At 60.2% G+C, this 17,166-nt stretch carries 16 protein-coding genes; 3 read left to right on the forward strand and 13 right to left on the reverse strand.

Translation table 11 applies throughout. The features are described from left to right. Positions 1 to 89 precede the first annotated feature (89 nt). The 12 genes from AC13Q5_RS18525 to oiaX form a co-directional block, all read right to left on the reverse strand. Positions 90 to 1,343: an extracellular solute-binding protein gene (locus AC13Q5_RS18525; protein ID WP_075854202.1), complete on the reverse strand. Its 1,254-nt coding sequence runs from the start codon at positions 1,341 to 1,343 to the stop codon at positions 90 to 92. Between the two features lie 87 nt (positions 1,344 to 1,430). Next, positions 1,431 to 2,069 carry a dihydroxyacetone kinase subunit DhaL gene (gene dhaL, locus AC13Q5_RS18530; protein WP_488502696.1) on the reverse strand — a complete coding sequence of 213 codons (639 nt, stop codon included), beginning with the start codon at positions 2,067 to 2,069 and terminating at the stop codon, positions 1,431 to 1,433. Beyond that, positions 2,066 to 3,085: a dihydroxyacetone kinase subunit DhaK gene (locus tag AC13Q5_RS18535; protein ID WP_488502697.1), complete on the reverse strand. Its 1,020-nt coding sequence runs from the start codon at positions 3,083 to 3,085 to the stop codon at positions 2,066 to 2,068. The genes dhaL and AC13Q5_RS18535 overlap by 4 nt, the downstream gene beginning before the upstream one ends. A 59-nt stretch (positions 3,086 to 3,144) precedes the next feature. Beyond that, complete coding sequence (gene apnL, locus AC13Q5_RS18540) at positions 3,145 to 5,025, reverse strand: D-apionate lactonase (RefSeq protein WP_488502698.1); 1,881 nt, start codon at positions 5,023 to 5,025, stop codon at positions 3,145 to 3,147. Beyond that, positions 5,022 to 6,056: a Gfo/Idh/MocA family protein gene (locus AC13Q5_RS18545; RefSeq protein WP_488502699.1), complete on the reverse strand. Its 1,035-nt coding sequence runs from the start codon at positions 6,054 to 6,056 to the stop codon at positions 5,022 to 5,024. The genes apnL and AC13Q5_RS18545 overlap by 4 nt, the downstream gene beginning before the upstream one ends. A gap of 1 nt (position 6,057) precedes the next feature. After that, the gene (locus AC13Q5_RS18550) at positions 6,058 to 7,122 is read right to left on the reverse strand and encodes an ABC transporter permease (RefSeq protein WP_457878459.1); all 1,065 of its coding nucleotides are present in this window, start codon (positions 7,120 to 7,122) and stop codon (positions 6,058 to 6,060) included. Continuing rightward, positions 7,119 to 8,672 carry a sugar ABC transporter ATP-binding protein gene (locus tag AC13Q5_RS18555; RefSeq protein ID WP_349959731.1) on the reverse strand — a complete coding sequence of 518 codons (1,554 nt, stop codon included), beginning with the start codon at positions 8,670 to 8,672 and terminating at the stop codon, positions 7,119 to 7,121. Before AC13Q5_RS18555 ends, AC13Q5_RS18550 begins: the two co-directional genes overlap by 4 nt. After that, positions 8,669 to 9,313 (reverse strand): DUF2291 family protein, encoded by a 645-nt coding sequence (locus tag AC13Q5_RS18560; protein ID WP_488502700.1) that lies wholly within the window; start codon positions 9,311 to 9,313, stop codon positions 8,669 to 8,671. The genes AC13Q5_RS18555 and AC13Q5_RS18560 overlap by 4 nt, the downstream gene beginning before the upstream one ends. 190 nt (positions 9,314 to 9,503) lie before the next feature. Beyond that, positions 9,504 to 10,445, reverse strand: coding sequence for a D-ribose ABC transporter substrate-binding protein (locus AC13Q5_RS18565; RefSeq protein ID WP_075854210.1), 942 nt, complete (start codon positions 10,443 to 10,445; stop codon positions 9,504 to 9,506). An 80-nt stretch (positions 10,446 to 10,525) separates the two neighbouring features. Beyond that, positions 10,526 to 11,353 (reverse strand): phosphogluconate dehydrogenase C-terminal domain-containing protein, encoded by an 828-nt coding sequence (locus tag AC13Q5_RS18570; RefSeq protein WP_075854211.1) that lies wholly within the window; start codon positions 11,351 to 11,353, stop codon positions 10,526 to 10,528. Between the two features lie 90 nt (positions 11,354 to 11,443). Then, complete coding sequence (locus tag AC13Q5_RS18575) at positions 11,444 to 12,778, reverse strand: four-carbon acid sugar kinase family protein (RefSeq protein WP_488502701.1); 1,335 nt, start codon at positions 12,776 to 12,778, stop codon at positions 11,444 to 11,446. 5 nt (positions 12,779 to 12,783) lie between these two features. After that, entirely contained in the window at positions 12,784 to 14,043 is a 1,260-nt protein-coding gene (gene oiaX, locus AC13Q5_RS18580; protein WP_488502702.1) for a 3-oxo-isoapionate-4-phosphate decarboxylase OiaX, read from the reverse strand. Positions 14,044 to 14,228: 185 nt separating this feature from the next. Between oiaX and AC13Q5_RS18585 the strand changes: the two genes are divergently transcribed. The 3 genes from AC13Q5_RS18585 to AC13Q5_RS18595 all read left to right on the forward strand — a co-directional run bounded on the left by AC13Q5_RS18585 (position 14,229) and on the right by AC13Q5_RS18595 (position 16,316). Then, the gene (locus AC13Q5_RS18585) at positions 14,229 to 14,933 is read left to right on the forward strand and encodes a transcriptional regulator NanR (protein ID WP_488502703.1); all 705 of its coding nucleotides are present in this window, start codon (positions 14,229 to 14,231) and stop codon (positions 14,931 to 14,933) included. 104 nt (positions 14,934 to 15,037) lie between these two features. Beyond that, positions 15,038 to 15,250: a hypothetical protein gene (locus tag AC13Q5_RS18590; protein ID WP_488502704.1), complete on the forward strand. Its 213-nt coding sequence runs from the start codon at positions 15,038 to 15,040 to the stop codon at positions 15,248 to 15,250. A gap of 193 nt (positions 15,251 to 15,443) precedes the next feature. Beyond that, positions 15,444 to 16,316 (forward strand): undecaprenyl-diphosphate phosphatase, encoded by an 873-nt coding sequence (locus tag AC13Q5_RS18595; protein WP_488502705.1) that lies wholly within the window; start codon positions 15,444 to 15,446, stop codon positions 16,314 to 16,316. A 76-nt stretch (positions 16,317 to 16,392) separates the two neighbouring features. Here AC13Q5_RS18595 and AC13Q5_RS18600 read toward each other — a convergent pair whose 3' ends face one another. Next, entirely contained in the window at positions 16,393 to 17,157 is a 765-nt protein-coding gene (locus tag AC13Q5_RS18600; protein WP_488502706.1) for a 3-oxoacyl-ACP reductase, read from the reverse strand. Positions 17,158 to 17,166 lie beyond the last annotated feature (9 nt).

Genomic DNA, 17,166 nt, shown 5'->3' on the forward strand with positions numbered 1-17,166 from the left:
TGCTCCCGGCGGCAACTGACGCGTGGGCATGAAGTTGAGGGAAGCCGTGCGTCGCGATTGACAATCGGACGGCGGCCTCCCTCGATCGATCAGGTGCGACCAGCGATGAAGGTCTGCAGCTGCTTGGCGGCATCGGCCGGCTGGATGTTGCCGGAGGCGACGTCGTTGATCACCCGGAAGTATTCGGTGGTGACATCGAGCGGAAATGCCTGGTCGCCGTTCATGTAGACCTTGCTATAGGCCTTGAAGATATCGAGCCATTTCGCCTCGAGCGGCTTCTGGTCGGTGTACTGGACATTCTTGTTGACCGAGATCGAGCTGATCTGTCCGACCAGATCCTGTTGCACCTTGGTCGACAGGAAATAGTCGAGGAATTTGGCGGCAAGATCCGGGTTTTTGCTCTTGGTGCTGATGTAGTTGTACTCGGCAAAACCATAGAGGCGGTTTGTGTTCGTCGGGAACGGCACGACGCCGTAATCGTCGAGGTTGACCTTGCTGCCGCTCAGCTGGCTGACCAGCCAGTCGCCTTCGAGCATCATCGCGGCGCGGCCGGCAACGAACAGCGTATAGGACTGCTGGTTGCTGATCCCCATGAAGGGCTTCAGCGTGTAATCCTTCGTCCACTTGGCAAATTCGGTAAAGGCTTCGGTGGCGCAGGGCTCCTTCGTCCAGTCGGACTTCATGGCCATCAGCGCGTCATGCTTGTCGGCGCCACATTTGGTTTCCAAGAGCACGTCCATCAGGCGCATGACGTGCCAGTTGACCGAGCCGCCGAAGGTGAAGGCGGGAATTCCCGCTGCCTTGAGTTTGTCCGCTGCCGCCAGCAATTCCTCGTAGGTCTTCGGCTCCTGAGTGATGCCGGCCTTCTGGAAAAGCTTCTTGTTGTAGTAGATCGCCTCGCCCTTGAAGGTGAAGGGGACGCCGTGCTTGCCGCCCGGGTAGAGATCGGCAAAGGCGGCGGCCGAGGGAAGCAGTTCGTCGTTCCACTTGTACTGGGTGTAGTATTTGTCGAGCGGCAGCGAGAGACCTGCCTTCACGTATTCGCCGCCGAGGCCAAGCCCGGCCCAGCTGAAATAGATGTCCGGCCCCTTGCTGGAGCCAGCGGCTACGCGGAGTGCGGTCTTGTGTTCGTCAACGCCGCGCTGGACGATTTCGACATGGGTGCCGGGATTGGCGGCCTCGAAGTCTTTTGCCACCTTCTTCAATGCGCCGTTTGCCGCGCCATTGTCGAAGTTTAGCGTCCACAGCGTCAGGTCTTCCGCGGCAACATTGGTTGCCGAAAAAGCCGCCGCTGCCATCGCAGCGGCGCCGAACCAACGCGCATATTTCGAGCTGATAGCCATCTCCCGTCCTCCTCTGAGCAAAGCTGAGGGCGGTTTTGACAAATCGTTGTCAACATGTCAACTGGTATGATGAGCTTATCAGCAGTATCACAGGAAGTGATCGCGAAAACAGGCCATGACGACGACGGCCGACGCCGCTCCGGGGTCCATGTGTCCCAAGGCTCGATCACCGAGGCGCGATGACCGGCCTTTCGCCGCGATCATACTTTTGGTGGCTTCCGCACCCGTTTCACCGGCTTTGAGGGCAGCGGCCAAACAGTCGGCAAGTGAAAGTCCTTGATCTCGGGCGGCGCGACAGGCTGCGGCGGCGGGCGCCCAGGCATCGACCATGGTCTTTTCGCCAATCTCTGCCTTGCCTCGATCCTGAATACCTCTCGCAAAGGCCGAAAATACCTCGACCATATCGTCGTCGCTCAACGAAGATTTTCCCTTGGCGACGGCACCCGCACGCATGAGCGATGTCGCATAAAGCGGTCCGGATGAGGCGCCGACCGCGTTGAGGAAGGATTTCGCGGCCGTATTGAAGACCAGTGTCGGGTCGGCTGCCGACGAATCCAGTTCCGAAACCGCTTTGGCGGCGGCGGCAAAGCCAAGCTCCATGGCGATGCCATGATCGGCATCGCCGATCACGCCGTCCAGCTCGCAGAGGCGATCTTTCTCGCGGGCCATTGCGTCGGCGAGCCGCACGAAAAACAACTTCAGTTCTTCCGTTCCGATCGTGGTCATGCCAAGCCCTCGCCGGAGCGGAACATGGCGCAATCGCAGGGATGATCGATCAACCGCTGCAGTTCGTCGTCGAGATGCATGAGCGTGACCGAAGCGCCGGCCATTTCCAGCGATGTGCAGTAGTTGCCGACCAGCGACAGGTGGATAACGAGGCCGGCGTCGTCGAGCATTGCCTTGAGCTTGCGCATCATGATGTAGAGCTCCATGAGCGGCGTCGAGCCCAGCGAATTGACGAGCACGGCGACGCGATCACCGCGAGCCGGCTTCATTTCCTCCAGGATCTTGCCGACGAGTTCGCTCGTCACCTCGTCCGCCGATCGCATCGGCCCGCGGGCGACGCCGGGCTCGCCATGGATGCCCATGCCGATTTCCATTTCATCGGCGCCGATCTCGAAGTTCGGCTTGCGTGTCTGCGGCAGCGAACAGGGCGAAAGCGCTACACCCATCGTATAGGTGCGTTCATTTGCCCAGCGCGCCACTCGTTCAACATCGTCGAAACCGTACATGAGATCACAGGCAGCACCTGCGGCCTTGAAGATGAAGACGTTGCCGGCAACGCCACGACGGCGCTCTTTCTGATCGATGGACGCAGAGGCGATGTCATCCGTCGTCAGCACGGTACGCACCTCGATATCGTCCATGGCAAGCATTTCCGCAGCCATGTCGAAATTCATGACGTCGCCGGCATAGTTGCCGTACATGAACAGCACACCAGCACCGCCATCGATGGCTTTTGCGCATTCGATGATCGGATCTGGCGGCGGCGAGGCGAAGACATTGCCGATGGCGGCGGCATCGGCCAGCCCTTTGCCGACAAAGCCGAGAAATGTCGGTTCGTGCCCGGACCCGCCGCCGATGACCAGACCGACCTTGCCGGCCCGTGGACCATGGTTCGCCACGATCGAACGCGGCGATCCGTCGACTGCACGCAGATGGCGCGGATGAGCTGCCAAAATGCCGGTCAGCATCTCATCGACGGCGGCGGCGCCTTCGTTGATCAATTTTTTCGTCTTCACGCCGATACTCCCAAATCATTGCGATTGTTGGGACTAACTTGCGCGTCTGCGAATGAAGGTCAATCCATCAACGTTGCGGAAGCAGTGCCATAGGCATCAAGCGTGAGCCTCGTATTTCCGGGCTGCTCGAGCAGACGGAATCTTCCCAGCTGGATCTGCTGCGAGGCGGATGTGATGTTGACCAAGTGAAGCTGTCGAGCCTTTCCAGACTGCACCGTTATGAAGGCGAGCACGGCGGTCTGATCGGACGACAGGCACTCCTGCCACCGGCTGCCGGCGAGGCGGGACAAGGTGGAGACGACGTTAAAAAGCGGTCGCGTGGTTCCCGTTGCCGATGGCTCCTCTTCTCCGGCGATCAGGCCGAAAGGCCCGGTCAGTGCCGAAAGCGTCAGGCACTCCAATCCGGCATCGAGGACGCGGGCGGCATAGCCAAACGCAAAGGCCTCGCCGAAGCGGGCGTTATGCCGCGGATCGGTGTTGGCCATGGCAATGCGCGCGCCATGGGGATTGTCCATGGTCCGGCTGCCATAGGGGTTCTGCCGCATCGGTATGGTCGAGGGGCCGATACGATAAGGCTTGTCACCGTAGATGGCGCGCACCGAGCGCGTGATGAAGGGCAATGCTTCCAGGGTCTGCATGACGCTGAGATCGTCCGCCGCATGTACGATCGGATTGGTGCAATGGGTGACGAAGCCAAGCGTATCGGCGGGCACCCGTTTGCGATTGAGTTCGGTAAAATAGCTCAGCATGCCGCCGCCGAGACGAATGTCGGGGAAGGCGGCGTGAGCGGCGGCATAAACCTCTTCAAGAGGTGGGCATTCTGGCCATTTGCTGCCCGGGGGCGTCGACTGCCGATCGACCGAAGGCGATATGACGATAGCGTCGGGTTTGAAGCCGGCGTCTCGCATCAAGGCCGCTATTTGCTGTGCTTCGGCAAGCGGAGCAAGGCGGCAGGGCAATGCGATTTCCAGAGTCGACCGCCCGGAATGAAGCGCTGCAATGGCAGTGAAGGATTTGAGGGCGCCAATCCCGTGACCGGCATCGGGATCGAAGTGGAAGAGTAATTCCTGCGGCGCGATTTCGCGCAGCCGACTACGCGCGGCGAGCGTGGCCTCGGCTTCTTCGGGCGTCATGACGAGCCCGATCGCAGGCATGGTGCCGGAGGCTTCTCCCAGGCTCAACTTAATCGGGCGCCTATCCGCGACCATCGCAGGCGCAGAGGTAGTGCGCCGCATATCGCCTATTGAAAGAACGATCCTTTGCCGCATGGGCTCGCCAGCCGGAATTTGATAGGGCCAGGGCAGGGCAAGCGGGCGAACATAGGTCTTGTAGGAGGCATCCGACCAGTTGCGCTGGTCTTCCATTTCGAATGTGTCGCCCTCCATGCGGCACTCGGCCGTGACGTTCGACGTTACGCTATGCGTAATCGCCCGCATGTCCTTGAAGGGCTGCCATGGTTCGATCAGGTCGGGAAAATGAGTGCTCTTACGGCTGCCATCGACATGCTCGACCGATACAGGCATGCCGGCAACGCCGACGATCGGATGCAGGATGCAGAAGCCGCAGCGGTTGGTTTCGAAGCCGGTGGCCGAAAGCGCTGTTGCTTCGAAACTCAGCGCTTCGCCCGCCTCTGCCGCGATCCGCACGTCAATTGCGAGCTCGGTATTTCGAGGTCCGGCGCAGCGTGCGATGTAACTGACCAAAAAACCATCGTCACGCTGAGCGATCCGCAGATCTTCGATAGAAGGCGCATAGGTGCCCCAATCGCGATCGCGAACCAGATAGGAAACGGCCCGCAAGACTTCGGTGCCGTCATAGCAAATCGACCGCAGATTGCCGTCCTTGAAGTCGGCGGTAAGCCCGCCAGCGGTCAACCGCACGGGCGGTGTTTCTCTCTCTCGTGTGCCATAGAGCTCGAATGGGTCGCTCTCGGTCATCATCGCAACATGGCTCCGATGTCAACCGGGCGCAGGCTCGCCGCACTCTCATAGGCGGCCTCGACAAGCGCCATAGTCTTGAGATTGTCAGCGCCTGACGTGGAGGTTTCGCCGCCATTGGCAAGGCGGTCGGCCCAATGCTGCTGGATCGCCAGGACGCTTTCCTGAATATTGTGCCAGGGACGCGAGGCCCAGGATAGAAGCCGGGGTGAAGCATCGGATATGGTCACGCCATCGGGACCGCTGACCTCGAGGCGATATCCCTGCGACAGCCGAATACTACCCTTCGTGCCGTCGAGTTCTATCAGAGTCTCGGGGAAAGGCTCCGTCGCAAGCTTGGAGGCGTAGCTGACGTCGACAATCGACGTCGCGCCGCTCTCATGGTCGAGCAGGATGGTGGCGACATCCTCGCCCTTGATCTTCGGATTGACCCGCTTGGTGCGGGCCGTCAGCGAAGCGACATCACCGAGGATGAAGCGGGCGATGTCGAGCGTATGAATGCCGAGATCCTCGATGATGAACCGTTCGCCTTCGGCCAGGTAAGGCTGGCCGGAAAACACATCGTAGCCGGAGCGGAAGGAGAAACGTCCCCAGAAGGGCTCACCGATCGCGCCCGACTGCAGAACAGTCTTGACGGCCTGAATGGGTGTCTGCCAGCGGAAGTTCTCATGCACCATCAGCGGCACGCCGGCCGTAGCACAGGCTGCAACCATTGCCTTGGCGTCGCTCAATGTTTTCGCGAACGGCTTCTGGCAGATCGCCGGGATCCTGTGGGATGCAGCCATCTCCACCAGGGCGCGATGGCTTGCGACCGTCGTTGCGATATCGACGAAGTCAAAGCCGCCATCGGCAAACATCGCGGCGGCATCTGCATAGCGACGCTCAATGCCGAACTGATCGCCGACGAGCTTCAGCCGTTCCGGGTCACGGTCGCAGATCGCAACGATACTGGCGCCTTCGACGTCCTGCCACGCGTGCATCTGATTGATTGCGAAGAAGCCGCAACCGATCAGTGCGCCCTTGAGTTCTGCCATTTCAGCCTGCCTTTGCCATTTGCATGAGAGTTACGCGCTGCTGGAGGCGCCGTTGCGCCTGATCCACGACGACAGCGATGATGATGACACATCCCTTGATCACCATCTGCCAGAAGGATGAGACGCCCATCATCACGAGGCCGTCCGAAAGGATGCCGATTACGAAGGCGCCGATGATCGTGCCGCCTATGGTGCCGCGCCCGCCCGACATGGAGGTGCCGCCGAGCACCGCTGCCGCAATCGCGTTCAGCTCGAAGCTTTCGCCGGTCGCCGGATGCGCCGCCATCAGCTCCGAGGATATGACGATACCGACGATGGCAGCGCAAAGGCCTGAGAACATATAGACGAAGATCTTGACTACATCGACACGGATGCCGGACATGCGCGCGGCGCGCTCGTTTCCGCCGACGGCAAAGATGTGCCGGCCGATCGGCGTCGAACGCGCGACGTAAGCGGCGAGTAGCGCCAGCACGATCAGGATCCAGATGGAAACGGGCAGACCAAGCAGACGGCCGGCGCCGAAGACGTCAAAGCCGGTCGTATCGTATTCCGGCCGCCCGACCAGGTTCGGGAATGTCTGCCCGTCCGAAGACAGGAGCGCGAGGCCACGGGCTATATAGAGCGTTCCGAGCGTAGCGATGAAGGGCGCAACGTTAAGCTTGGTGATGAGCAGGCCGTTGATGAGCCCGATCAATAGCCCGACGGCAAGCGTAATGAGAATGATCTCATAGATGTTGAAGTAGACGGTATATCCGATCGGCAGTTCGACACCGTTCAGGATGAGGGCGCCCGCCACCATGCCGCACAGGCCGACGATCGAGCCGACCGAAAGGTCGATGCCGCCGGTTACGATCACGAAGGTCATGCCCATGGCGAGGAAGGCGTTAAGCGCGACATGCTTCGACATCAGGATGATGTTGGCGGTCGAAGTAAAGTTCGGTGCGAAGATCGCAAAGAAGATGACGACGGCAAACAGCGCGATGAAGGTCCTGAGCTTCATCAGCGTTAGGAGAACGGAACCGTTCGAGCGATTGGTCGCAAAGGTAGAGGACGTATCTGCGGTCATGACGCGAGTTTCCCTGTATGTCCGTGTCCCTTGGCGGATGCCGCGATGATGGCTTCTTCCGTCGCTTCGCTTCTGTCGAGAACGGCCACGAGTTTGCCGTTGCTGAGCACAGCGATGCGGTCTGAAAGTGCCATGACCTCTTCAAGGTCGGAGGTTGAAAACAAGATTGCCAGGCCCTTGCCGGCGAGCTTGCGCATGGTGCGGAAGACATCTGCCTTGGCGCCGACATCGATACCGCGGCTCGGCTCGTCCATCAAAAGTACCTTCGGGTCGGTCATCAGAGCCTTGCCGATAACGACTTTCTGCTGGTTGCCGCCTGACATGGAGGTGACCTCGAAATCAGGATTGGGCGCCTTGATCGAAAGATCGCGGATCATGTCGCGAATGGCGTTCTTTTCGGCACCAGGATCGATATGGAAAAACAGCCGGGCGAAACGGCCGAGGCTCGCAAGCGTCAAATTGCTGGCGATGGACAGGACCTGCACCAATCCCTCGCGCTGACGGTCCTCCGGGATCAGTGCAAGACCCTGCCGGATCCGTCTGGTGGTATCGCGTGCGCGCACTTCCACGCCATCGATGTAGATCCGTCCGGTCGAATGCATGTGCCGGCCCATCACGCATTCGAAGAATTCGCTGCGTCCGGCACCCATCAGGCCGTAGATGCCGAGGATTTCGCCGGCACGCACCGACAGCGAGACATGGTCGACGGCAAGGCCGCCCGTGCGTCGCGGCAGGCTGATCTCCTCGGCACGGAAGGCTTCCTTGCCGATCGCATGGCCGCCGTCCTTGGCGAAGTCCTTCGCGTCGGATCCGATCATCGAGCGGACGATCCATTTCGTGTCGATATCGCGAACCATGGCCTGGCCGGTGATCTGCCCGTCGCGCAGCACGGTGATGTAATCGCCGATCCGCATCAGCTCTTCCAGCCGATGCGAAATATAGACGATCGCAACGCCCTGAGCCTTCAGTTCTGCGATGACCTTGAACAGAATGTCGACTTCCGCCGCAGATAGCGCCGATGTCGGCTCGTCCATGATCAGGATACGGGCATTAAGCGAGATGGCCTTGGCGATCTCCACGAGCTGCTGCTGCCCGATCGGCAGGTCCTCCACCATGGTCTCGGCGCCTATGCCGGCATCGAGCCGGTCGAGAAACTCGTTGGCCCTTGCGATTTGCGCCTTGTGATCGATACCGAAGATGCCGCGGGTGATTTCGCGCGTTGCAAAGATGTTCTCGGCCACCGTCATGTTGGCGAAGAGATTGAGTTCCTGGAAGATCATGCCGATCCCGCGAGCCTGTGCGTCGGCCGGGCTGCTGAAGGAGACTTCCTCACCCTCGAGCAGGATGCGGCCCGAGGTCGGCCGTTCGACGCCGGCGATGATCTTCATCAAGGTGGATTTGCCGGCGCCGTTTTCGCCGACGAGCACATTGACCGCGCCGCGATGCAGCTCGAGGTTGGCGTGCTTGACGGCGACGATGCCGGAATAGACCTTGGAAACGTCCTCCAGGCGCAGGATGATGTCGTTGCTTGGCGTTTCGCTCATGGTCATTGCCCCAGGGTCAAGGCCGAAGGGGTGATCAGAGGAAGCTGACCGGATGGGGGCAGCGGAAACGCACCTGTTACGGTGACTGTCTTTCCAATCAGCCCGTCGCGAGGCAGGGCGGCGAGAAAGGATGAGTTTGCCTTCTCATTGAAGGCCTTGCCGAACTGAGCCCATTCGATCTGGTTCCTGAATTCGTTGAAATCCAGGAAATCCAGCGCATCGCGGATCGCCGTGCCACGGATTGCCGGGCCAATCTGCACCTTCGCGTTCGCCTTCCCGTCGCCATCCACATCGACATCGAGGGTTCCGGCGCGCGAGGCGGTGTCGGCTGCGACGATCTTGCCGTTCAGCTTGACGGCATAAGTCCAGGGCGATGAGGCCTGTTTTCGCGGATTTCCGTATTTGGCGCCGGCTTCGTCCGGATTTGCGGCTATGGCCTGCAACACCGTCTTGATGTCGCCCGCGCGTTTATCAATGGCGGGCAGTACCTGGGACTGCCAGATCGCGTCAACCTTGGTTGCAGGGTCGAAGGCGCTCTTTGCCGCCTCCGCCGCCTTTTCCTCGGGCGTCGGTGTCTTGATAATCTTGCAGCCGGGCAATGCCGCGGCCAAAACAAGGGCCACGAGCGCGCCTCTGGTCCTCAACATGCAATGCACCTCGATCTCGCAGGAAAGACATCGGGAGAGCGCGGTTCTTCCGCGCCCTCCAGCTCGGAGCGTGATGCCGAAAAGTGTAGGCGGTTTTCGGACGACATCACGCTCTACTTCTTTGATGCTAGAGCGGATTCAGATTTTAGGTCGAACAGACCTAAAATCATCCGGCTCTAGTGGTCCGCCATCAGTTCTTCAGTGCGAAGGTCTCAAGTTTGTCGGCGTTGTCGGCATTGATGAGGACGCAATCCATCAATTGCTTCTCATCCTTCGGCGCCGTCTTGTTCTTGATGTAAGCATCGGCCTGTTCGACCGCCTTCTGCGCCTGGGCATAGGCTGGCTGCATGACCGTCGCCTTGATGCCGCCGGCCTTGATGGAGTCGCGCACATCGTTGGAACCGTCGAAGCCGACGACGATCACATCCTTGCGGCCGGCGGCCTGCAGGGCGGCGATCGCGCCCATCGCCATGGTGTCGTTGCCCGAAATTACGCCCTTGATGTCAGGATTTGCCTGAAGGATGGTTTCCATCTTGGCGTAGGCTTCGGTCTGGCTCCAGTTTGCCGACTGCTTGGCGACCAGCTTCAGGTCCGGATAGTCGTCGATGACGTCGTGATAGCCCTGCGAGCGGATGCCGGCATTGGTGTCGGCTTCCCGGCCGACGAGTTCGGCATAATTGCCTTTCTCGCCCATCAGCTTGACGAATTCCTGCGCACCGAGCTGCGCGCCCTGATAGTTGTTGGAAACGATCTGGGCGACGGCGATGCCGGTGACGTTGATTTCGCGGTCGATGAGGAAGGAGGGGATGCCGGCATCCTTGGCCTTCTTCAGAGCGGCGACCGTTGCATCCGCACCGGCATTGTCAAGGATGATGGCCTTGGCACCGCGTCCGATGGCTGTGTCGATGACTTCCGATTGCTTGTTGGCATCGTCGTCATGCGTCATGACGAGCGTCTCGTAACCCAGTTCCTTCGCCTTTGCCTCGGCGCCGACGGCCTCTGCCTTGAAGAATGGATTGTCGAAAGCCGGCGTGATGATGGCGATCAGGTCGGCCGCGAAGGCCGGCATCGCCGTTCCCAGAGTAAGCGCACCGGCAAACGCTGCAAGTGTCAGTCTGCGTGTCAGTTTCATGGTCTCCTCCCAGTTATGAAACAGGCCCTGTTCCCGTCAGGGCAGCAAGGGGAGGGCGACGCCCTCCCCGGGGACGTCGATCAGGTGATGCGACGGATGCTTTCTGCGATCTCCTGCGGCTCGAAGACCTTCTTCCAGTCGTCGCGCATCAGGGCAGGAATGCCGAATTCGATTGCCTTGTTGCAGGCATCGGAGAACACGCCGTCGACTTCCTTGAAGATGACGGCGCCGAGCACGTTCATGTGGCCGAGTAGGAAGTCGCGGGCGGCTTCTGCCGGAACGCCGCGGGCAACGCATTCATCCATGGCCTGACGCATGATGACGAGCAGCGAGGCGCAGACGGTTTCGGAAAGGCCCGGCTCCAGCATCGCCATCTGCTCGACGGTGACGCGGTGCGAGCGCATGACGGGCGCCCAGATGACCTTGGCGATTTCCTCGCCGAGAGCATAGGCGCTTTCCGGGCCTTGCATCAGTGCCGAGACGATATGCTGCTTGGCAAAGAGGCCGCCGAAATGGTCCTTCTTGGCCTGCATGTCGGTCTCGTCGTTGAAGATCGGCGGATGGCAGGGGTGGGTGACGAAATAGGTGAGGTCTTCACGGTGCGGCAGATGGCCGGCGAAGGGGGCGGCGGCGTCGAGAGCGACGACCATCGTGCCGGGCTTCAGCTTGTCGACGATGCCGGCGGCAACCTTGCCGATCGCGGTGTCCGGCACAGCAAGGATAACCACGTCTGCGCCATCGAGCGCGGCGTCGGCAGGTACGCAATCGACGGAAAGATCATTCTTCAGGCGAGCCTTGCCGGCGTCGCTGACCTCGACATGGCGCACATCGAAGCGCGAGCCTTTCAGGTTCTTGGCGAGCCGGTAGCCCATTTTGCCGCCGGCGCCGAAAAGAGCAATTGCAGTCATGTTAGTACCTCGTTCACTTTCAGAGTGTGGTATCGTAAGTGGTATAATGAGTCAATGAGCATGCCATTGATTCACCGAAGAATGACGCAGCTATGATCCTCTGCCGTCGCGGATCTGCGCGAAGTAATCATCGGTACCGACCTGTCCGCCCTTCAGCGCGATCTGCAGGCCGTTGGTGGGTGCGTAGCTGCCATGGGCCGTGCAAAGCGGCGAACCTGGCGTTTGCGGTAAAGGGAGAAGTGTTGTCAGGGCCTCGACGCGCAATTCCTTCAGCGCGTGGCTCGACGTGTCGCCGCCGGCAATGACGGCGCGGCTCAGGTTTTCCTGTTCGATCAGCCGTCGCAGGATCGTACCGAGGGCTTGGCCGAGGCGATGGCGTGCGCTCGGAATGCGGTCGATATCGCCGCCGCGGTCGGCGGAAGGGCCGAGTGCCGTGTGAAGGATGACGCTGCGTCCGGCCTTGAGGCTGGCCACGCCCGCGGCGACCGCTGTGTCCAGCGCCTGCTCGGCATTTTCTCCGACAAGGGCCAAGGGATCGAGATCGATGCCGTCAAATCCGTCGGCCGTAGCCCGGCGGATTTGACGTTCGGTCGTAGGCGATACGCTGCCGGAGACGACCGCCAGGCGATCGACCCTACCCGGAGGAGCGAAATCCGGCTTCTCTCCGATCAATCCTTCGTTGCGCCAGGCATTGAGAAGGGCATATTCGACACCGGATGAGCCTGCGACGAAGGCGTTGCCCTTGTTTGCGAGACGCCATAGCTGGTGACCTGCGGCAGCCTGGGTTTCCGCACTGTCGACGTCAAGCAGCAGGATACCTTCCTTGCCTCCCGTCAGCGCATCGATCCGTGCGTCGGCATCGGCTGCCCGGATCGCAACGAGGTCTGCAAGGCTGACGGGGAGGGATGTTTGCCTGCTTAGATGCAGGGCCAGATCGGCCTCGTCCATCGGCGTAACCGGATGCCGGCTCATGACGGGGTGGCGGTCGATGCGGAACACCTGTCCCTGATAGGCGGCGAAGAGATGGCCAAAGGCGGTGTAACGCCTGAGCTGCGGTGCTCCGACCACGACAGGCACGACAGGTTGCTTAAAGAGCGCCTTGCCGATCTCGATCGCCTTGCCGATGTTGCCGATCTTGGGACTGGAATCGAACGTCGAGCAGACTTTGTAGTGGCACATCGCAGCGTCGAGGCTCTTCAGCCATTCGAACGCAGGCGTCAGGTGTTCGTCCATCCATTGCGGCGCTTCGCTGCGGCTGGTGCCGGCGATGCCGATGGCGCGGCAATCCTTGAACCGCTCCAGCATGGCCTCGCTCGGAGTGCCGAGAAAGAGCGCCGTCGGCACGCCATTCGAGGCAAGGGCCTCCATGACGTCGGTCGAGCCGGTAAAATCATCGCCGTAATAGCTGAGAAGAAGATTGGACATCGCTGTCAGGCATCCTTGCCGTCACTGAATTTTGCGATCGAGGCGGCAAGCTCCGGATGGTCCTTGGCATATTGTTCAAGCGGAATGTCCGAAACCGCCGCCTGCCAGGCCTGCTGGATGGCGCGAACGCCAGCCGCCGGTCCGAAGGGATGGCTGACGATGCCGCCGCCGCAGAGATAAAGGAGGTCCGTCGTCCTGCCTGTGCGCTGATAGGTCTCCGGCGCCTGGCCGCCCCATTGACCGGAACCGGCAACCGGAAGCGGACAGTCGGATGGGTCGAAGAGCGGCGTGCTGATGGCCTTGAAGGATTCTACGAAGCTGTCGTCCGGCTCCCAGTATTTGACCCTGATGCCGTTGATCTGGAACTGGTCGACCCCGAGCAGGCGCCAGAACTGCTGATACACCTTGAAATCCATACCGGCGCCGGGATGACGGGTCAGGATATCCCAGCCATTGCGATGCGCATGCAGCACCAGCCCGGAGCGCTTGCGCAGAAAGCTCATGCCGCCGAAGCCGATGGAGTTGATGTTGACGACGGCGCAATTGCCGCCGGCCTTTAACACCAGATCATGGTTGCGCATCATTTCATCCGGATCGGCATGCGAAATGCCGAAGGCATACATTACCTTCTTGCCGGTCTTCTGCTCGTGATCGAGGATCAGCGGCATGATGGCTTCGACGCGCTCTTTGAGCGGCGAATAGGCGGGGCTCATCAGCTTCTCGTCATCCTTGATGAAATCGACGCCAGAGCTGATCAATTCACCGACGAGTGCTGCCGTTTCCTTCGGTCGAAGGCCGAGAGCCGGCTTGACGATAGTGCCGATGATCGGGCGGCCGCTGACGCCGGTCAGGCGCATGCTGCCGGGTACGCCGAATTGCGGGCCGGGATGCGCGTCGCGAAAGGCGTTTGGCAGCTTCATGTCGACGATGCGGATGCCGGTCATGCCCTTGATCGAGAAGACGCCGCCGATCGCGATCGTCATCAGTGCCGCAAGATCGGTGCCGATCGCATCCAGCGGAAAGGCAATGTCGACATCGGCGCGATGGATCGGACCATGGCCCTCCGCCGCTTCCGGCCAGGTCGGGCGTTCGGTGTCGGCAAGGGTGCGGATCGCGGTGACCTGTGCGGCCACACGCGCCTTGAGCTCTTCCGTCTCGCCCGGCACGGCGACGAAGGTGCCGGTCGACTGATCGCTGGCGATCTTGCGAGCCATCGCCTCGATGCTGCCGGGCGTTTCGATACGGTAGGTGATGGTGATGGTCATGAGTGGATGAATGCTCCTCTCGCCGACGATTTTTCGCGTGGCGCAAACTGGTGATCTGGTATAATGAGTATTCCAACTTCTGCAACGATTTTTTTGCCCGGTTGCCGATAAGGCGTTTCGTATGGGCTTCCGCCATGGCGGCCAAAAATGCATAAGGGAGAAAAGCTTTGGGAAAGCGGGATTCCATGAGCCAGCCTGTCGAACAAATTGTACGTCGAAAGCTATCAGATGAAGTATTCGACCGGCTGGAACGGTTGATCACATCGGGCGAGCTCAAGCCTGGGGATGAGATGCCGTCCGAGCGCGTTCTTATGGAGCGCTTCGGTGTCGGGCGTCCGGCGATCCGCGAAGCCATGCAGGCACTTGCCAATATGGGGCTGGTCAACATTTCCCACGGCGAACGTGCGAAGGTGCTGCAGCTCACGGCGAAATCGATCTTCCGGCAGGTCGATCTGACCGCAAAGATCATGTTGTCGCAATCGTCCGACTCGCTCGAACAGCTGAAGAGTGCGCGCATCTTCTTCGAGCGCGGCATGGCGCGAGAGGCGGCCCAGCGCACGAGCAAGAAGGATGTTGACGATCTTCACGAGATCATCGAGCGGCAGCGCGCGTCCCTTGGCCATGCGGAGGACTTCATTTCTGCCGATATGCAGTTCCATACGCGTATTGCTCAGATTTCCGGCAATCCGATCTTCGGCGCCGTCAGCGAGGCGATGCTCGCATGGCTGAAAGCCTATCACACCGACATGCTGATCTGGACCGGCAAGGAAAAGTTCACGCTGGTCGAACACGAGGAAATCCTTGCGCGCCTGGCTGAAAACGATGCCGATGGAGCCGAGCAGGCGATGCTCAAACATCTGGAGCGGTCGCGGGCGCTTTATACCAAATGAACCCGTCGGTCTTCGCCCTGCGAGGGCATAGCGGCTTAGCGCCTTTGTCGTAATTCCTCCCCAATCCTTATAGAATCTGTTGGCATACAAATGAGGTGTGCGTGATGATCCATTTCTTTCAGCGAAACGTGGCGCTTTTGCTTGCCTCCATCATGACGGCAGTCGCCATAACCCTTTATAATCTGAGCTGCCTTCTACTCAGGCATCATCATGCGATGCTGCACAATCTGCATCATGCGGCAGGTGCGTTGGTCCTTCTCGCCGGCTTCTACACCATGATCCGCTATATGCAGTCGTTGCCGGATGATGAAGGCTAGAAATACTCCGAAATTCGAGCCGGCAATTTCAGATAGAGTTCAGCCTGCGCGGCTATATCCTCGCCCTGTCCCGATGCGAAATCGGCGACACCTTCGCCAGGTGTTGCCAATTTCAAATTTGGAACCAGTTTCACAGCTAGTTCGTCGCACCACTCCGGTGCAAGCCCCCATGAACAACTGAGGATATCAAAACGTGGCTGATGTTTGTACGCAAGGCGTGGACACGGGCTTTGTCGCCCTGGGCTATGCCAAGATCGCAATTCTAGGCGTCGTGCAGGGATTGACGGAGCTGCTGCCGGTTTCGTCCACTGCCCACATGCGCCTGGTGCCAGCCTTGCTCGGCTGGCAGGACCCAGGTTCTGCCTTCTCGGCTACGATGCAGCTTGCCGCCCTAGCCGCGATTGTCTCCTATTTCTGGAGCGACGTTCGCTATGTTACCTTTGGATCTCTTGATGCGATCAGGCAAAGGGATTGGCGTTCGCCCGCCATCCGCCTTGCGATCGCCATCGTGATTGCGACCGTACCGATCGTGATCGCCGGCCTGCTCCTGTCATCCTCCTTGAATGCCTGCGGCACGTCGTTCCGCAGCCTCTGGGTGATCGGTATCGCCTGCCTGGTCATGGGCTTGTTGCTGGCGATCGCGGAACTCTACAGCCGCCACCGGAAAGATATCGAGCAGATGACGCTGATCGATGCTCTTTTCGTCGGCATCACACAAGTCGGTGCGCTTGTTCCCGGTGTCTCGCGTTCCGGTTCGACACTGACTGGTGCGCTGTTCCTTGGCCTGAAGCGCGAGGAGGCGGCACGGTTCTCGTTCCTGTTGGGCTTGCCGGCCATTGCGCTCGCCGGCTTGAAGGAGCTGTTCACACTCTACAAAGCTCACATCCCGATGGAGGCCTGGTCGGTCCTGCTCGTCGGACTGATTGTTGGCAGCATATCGTCCTTCATCACCATCTGGGGACTGATGCGCTTCCTGGAGCGCTTTTCGACCTGGCCTTTCGTCATCTACCGCGTCGTGCTCGGCGCGGTCATCATATTCGGCGTGCTGACCATGGGATGGGCGTGAGCGGACGGTTCTAACCGGCTGCGAAGGCTTAATTGGCGCTGCCTTTCAAGGCAGCGCCTTTTTCGTTCTCGAGCCGTTATCCGAAGACGAGACCGCCGTCGACGATCAGATTTTGCCCGGTCACGGCGCGTGCCCAGGGGCTTGCGAAGAAGAGCACTGCGTCGGCCGCCTCTTCCGGCGATGTGACACGGCGCAGTGGTGTATTCGCGGCGATGATATCGAAGACGGCTTCCGGCGTGGCGCTGCTCGCATCCGTCGTACGCAAGAGGCCGCCAGAGACCATGTTGACTGTGATTCCTAGCGGGCCGAGTTCCGCGGCAGCCGTGCGGGTCAGCGACAGCAATGCCGCCTTGGCCGCGGTATAATCATGATAGGGCACCACCGGATTCTGGAAGAGGTTGGTGCCGATGGTGACGATCCGGCCGAAGCCTGCCTCAGCCATTGCCGGTCGCGCCGCCTGTATCAGGTTCAAGCCGCCCTGCAGGGCGGTTTCCAGCTGCTTAGCCATCTCTGCCCAACTCAAGGCATCCAGTTTCGAGCGCGCATCACCGTTGAAGCTGAAATCGGCCAGCGCATTGTGCACGATGGTCGTCGGCGTTCCGAAATGCTTGGCAACGTCGGAAACAAGCCGCTTGGTGGCTTCCACGTCGCGAATATCGGCTTGAAAAGCTTTTGCATGATCGCCGAGCTCCGCTGCAAGCGCTTCTGCGCTCTCGCGGCTTGCGCGATAATTGATCGCCACTTTCGCTCCTTCCCGGGCAAAGGCCTTCGCTATGGCGGCGCCGAGACCACGCCCGGCGCCGGAAACGATGACGACTTGGTCCTTGAGTGAAAGACTCATTTCTCTACT

This window comes from Martinezella sp. CNPSo 3964, from assembly GCF_057784375.1.

What these genes read in the sequence shown, in the direction of transcription:
- apnL (WP_488502698.1), bottom strand. Translation starts at nt 5,025, where the DNA reads ATGATGACCGAGAGCGACCCATTCGAGCTCTATGGCACACGAGAGAGA.
- AC13Q5_RS18570 (WP_075854211.1), bottom strand. Translation starts at nt 11,353, where the DNA reads ATGACTGCAATTGCTCTTTTCGGCGCCGGCGGCAAAATGGGCTACCGG.
- AC13Q5_RS18545 (WP_488502699.1), bottom strand. Translation starts at nt 6,056, where the DNA reads ATGGCAGAACTCAAGGGCGCACTGATCGGTTGCGGCTTCTTCGCAATC.
- AC13Q5_RS18575 (WP_488502701.1), bottom strand. Translation starts at nt 12,778, where the DNA reads ATGTCCAATCTTCTTCTCAGCTATTACGGCGATGATTTTACCGGCTCG.
- AC13Q5_RS18555 (WP_349959731.1), bottom strand. Translation starts at nt 8,672, where the DNA reads ATGACCATGAGCGAAACGCCAAGCAACGACATCATCCTGCGCCTGGAG.
- AC13Q5_RS18600 (WP_488502706.1), bottom strand. Translation starts at nt 17,157, where the DNA reads ATGAGTCTTTCACTCAAGGACCAAGTCGTCATCGTTTCCGGCGCCGGG.
- AC13Q5_RS18550 (WP_457878459.1), bottom strand. Translation starts at nt 7,122, where the DNA reads ATGACCGCAGATACGTCCTCTACCTTTGCGACCAATCGCTCGAACGGT.
- AC13Q5_RS18560 (WP_488502700.1), bottom strand. Translation starts at nt 9,313, where the DNA reads ATGTTGAGGACCAGAGGCGCGCTCGTGGCCCTTGTTTTGGCCGCGGCA.
- AC13Q5_RS18590 (WP_488502704.1), top strand. Translation starts at nt 15,038, where the DNA reads ATGATCCATTTCTTTCAGCGAAACGTGGCGCTTTTGCTTGCCTCCATC.
- dhaL (WP_488502696.1), bottom strand. Translation starts at nt 2,069, where the DNA reads ATGACCACGATCGGAACGGAAGAACTGAAGTTGTTTTTCGTGCGGCTC.
- oiaX (WP_488502702.1), bottom strand. Translation starts at nt 14,043, where the DNA reads ATGACCATCACCATCACCTACCGTATCGAAACGCCCGGCAGCATCGAG.
- AC13Q5_RS18585 (WP_488502703.1), top strand. Translation starts at nt 14,229, where the DNA reads ATGAGCCAGCCTGTCGAACAAATTGTACGTCGAAAGCTATCAGATGAA.
- AC13Q5_RS18525 (WP_075854202.1), bottom strand. Translation starts at nt 1,343, where the DNA reads ATGGCTATCAGCTCGAAATATGCGCGTTGGTTCGGCGCCGCTGCGATG.
- AC13Q5_RS18565 (WP_075854210.1), bottom strand. Translation starts at nt 10,445, where the DNA reads ATGAAACTGACACGCAGACTGACACTTGCAGCGTTTGCCGGTGCGCTT.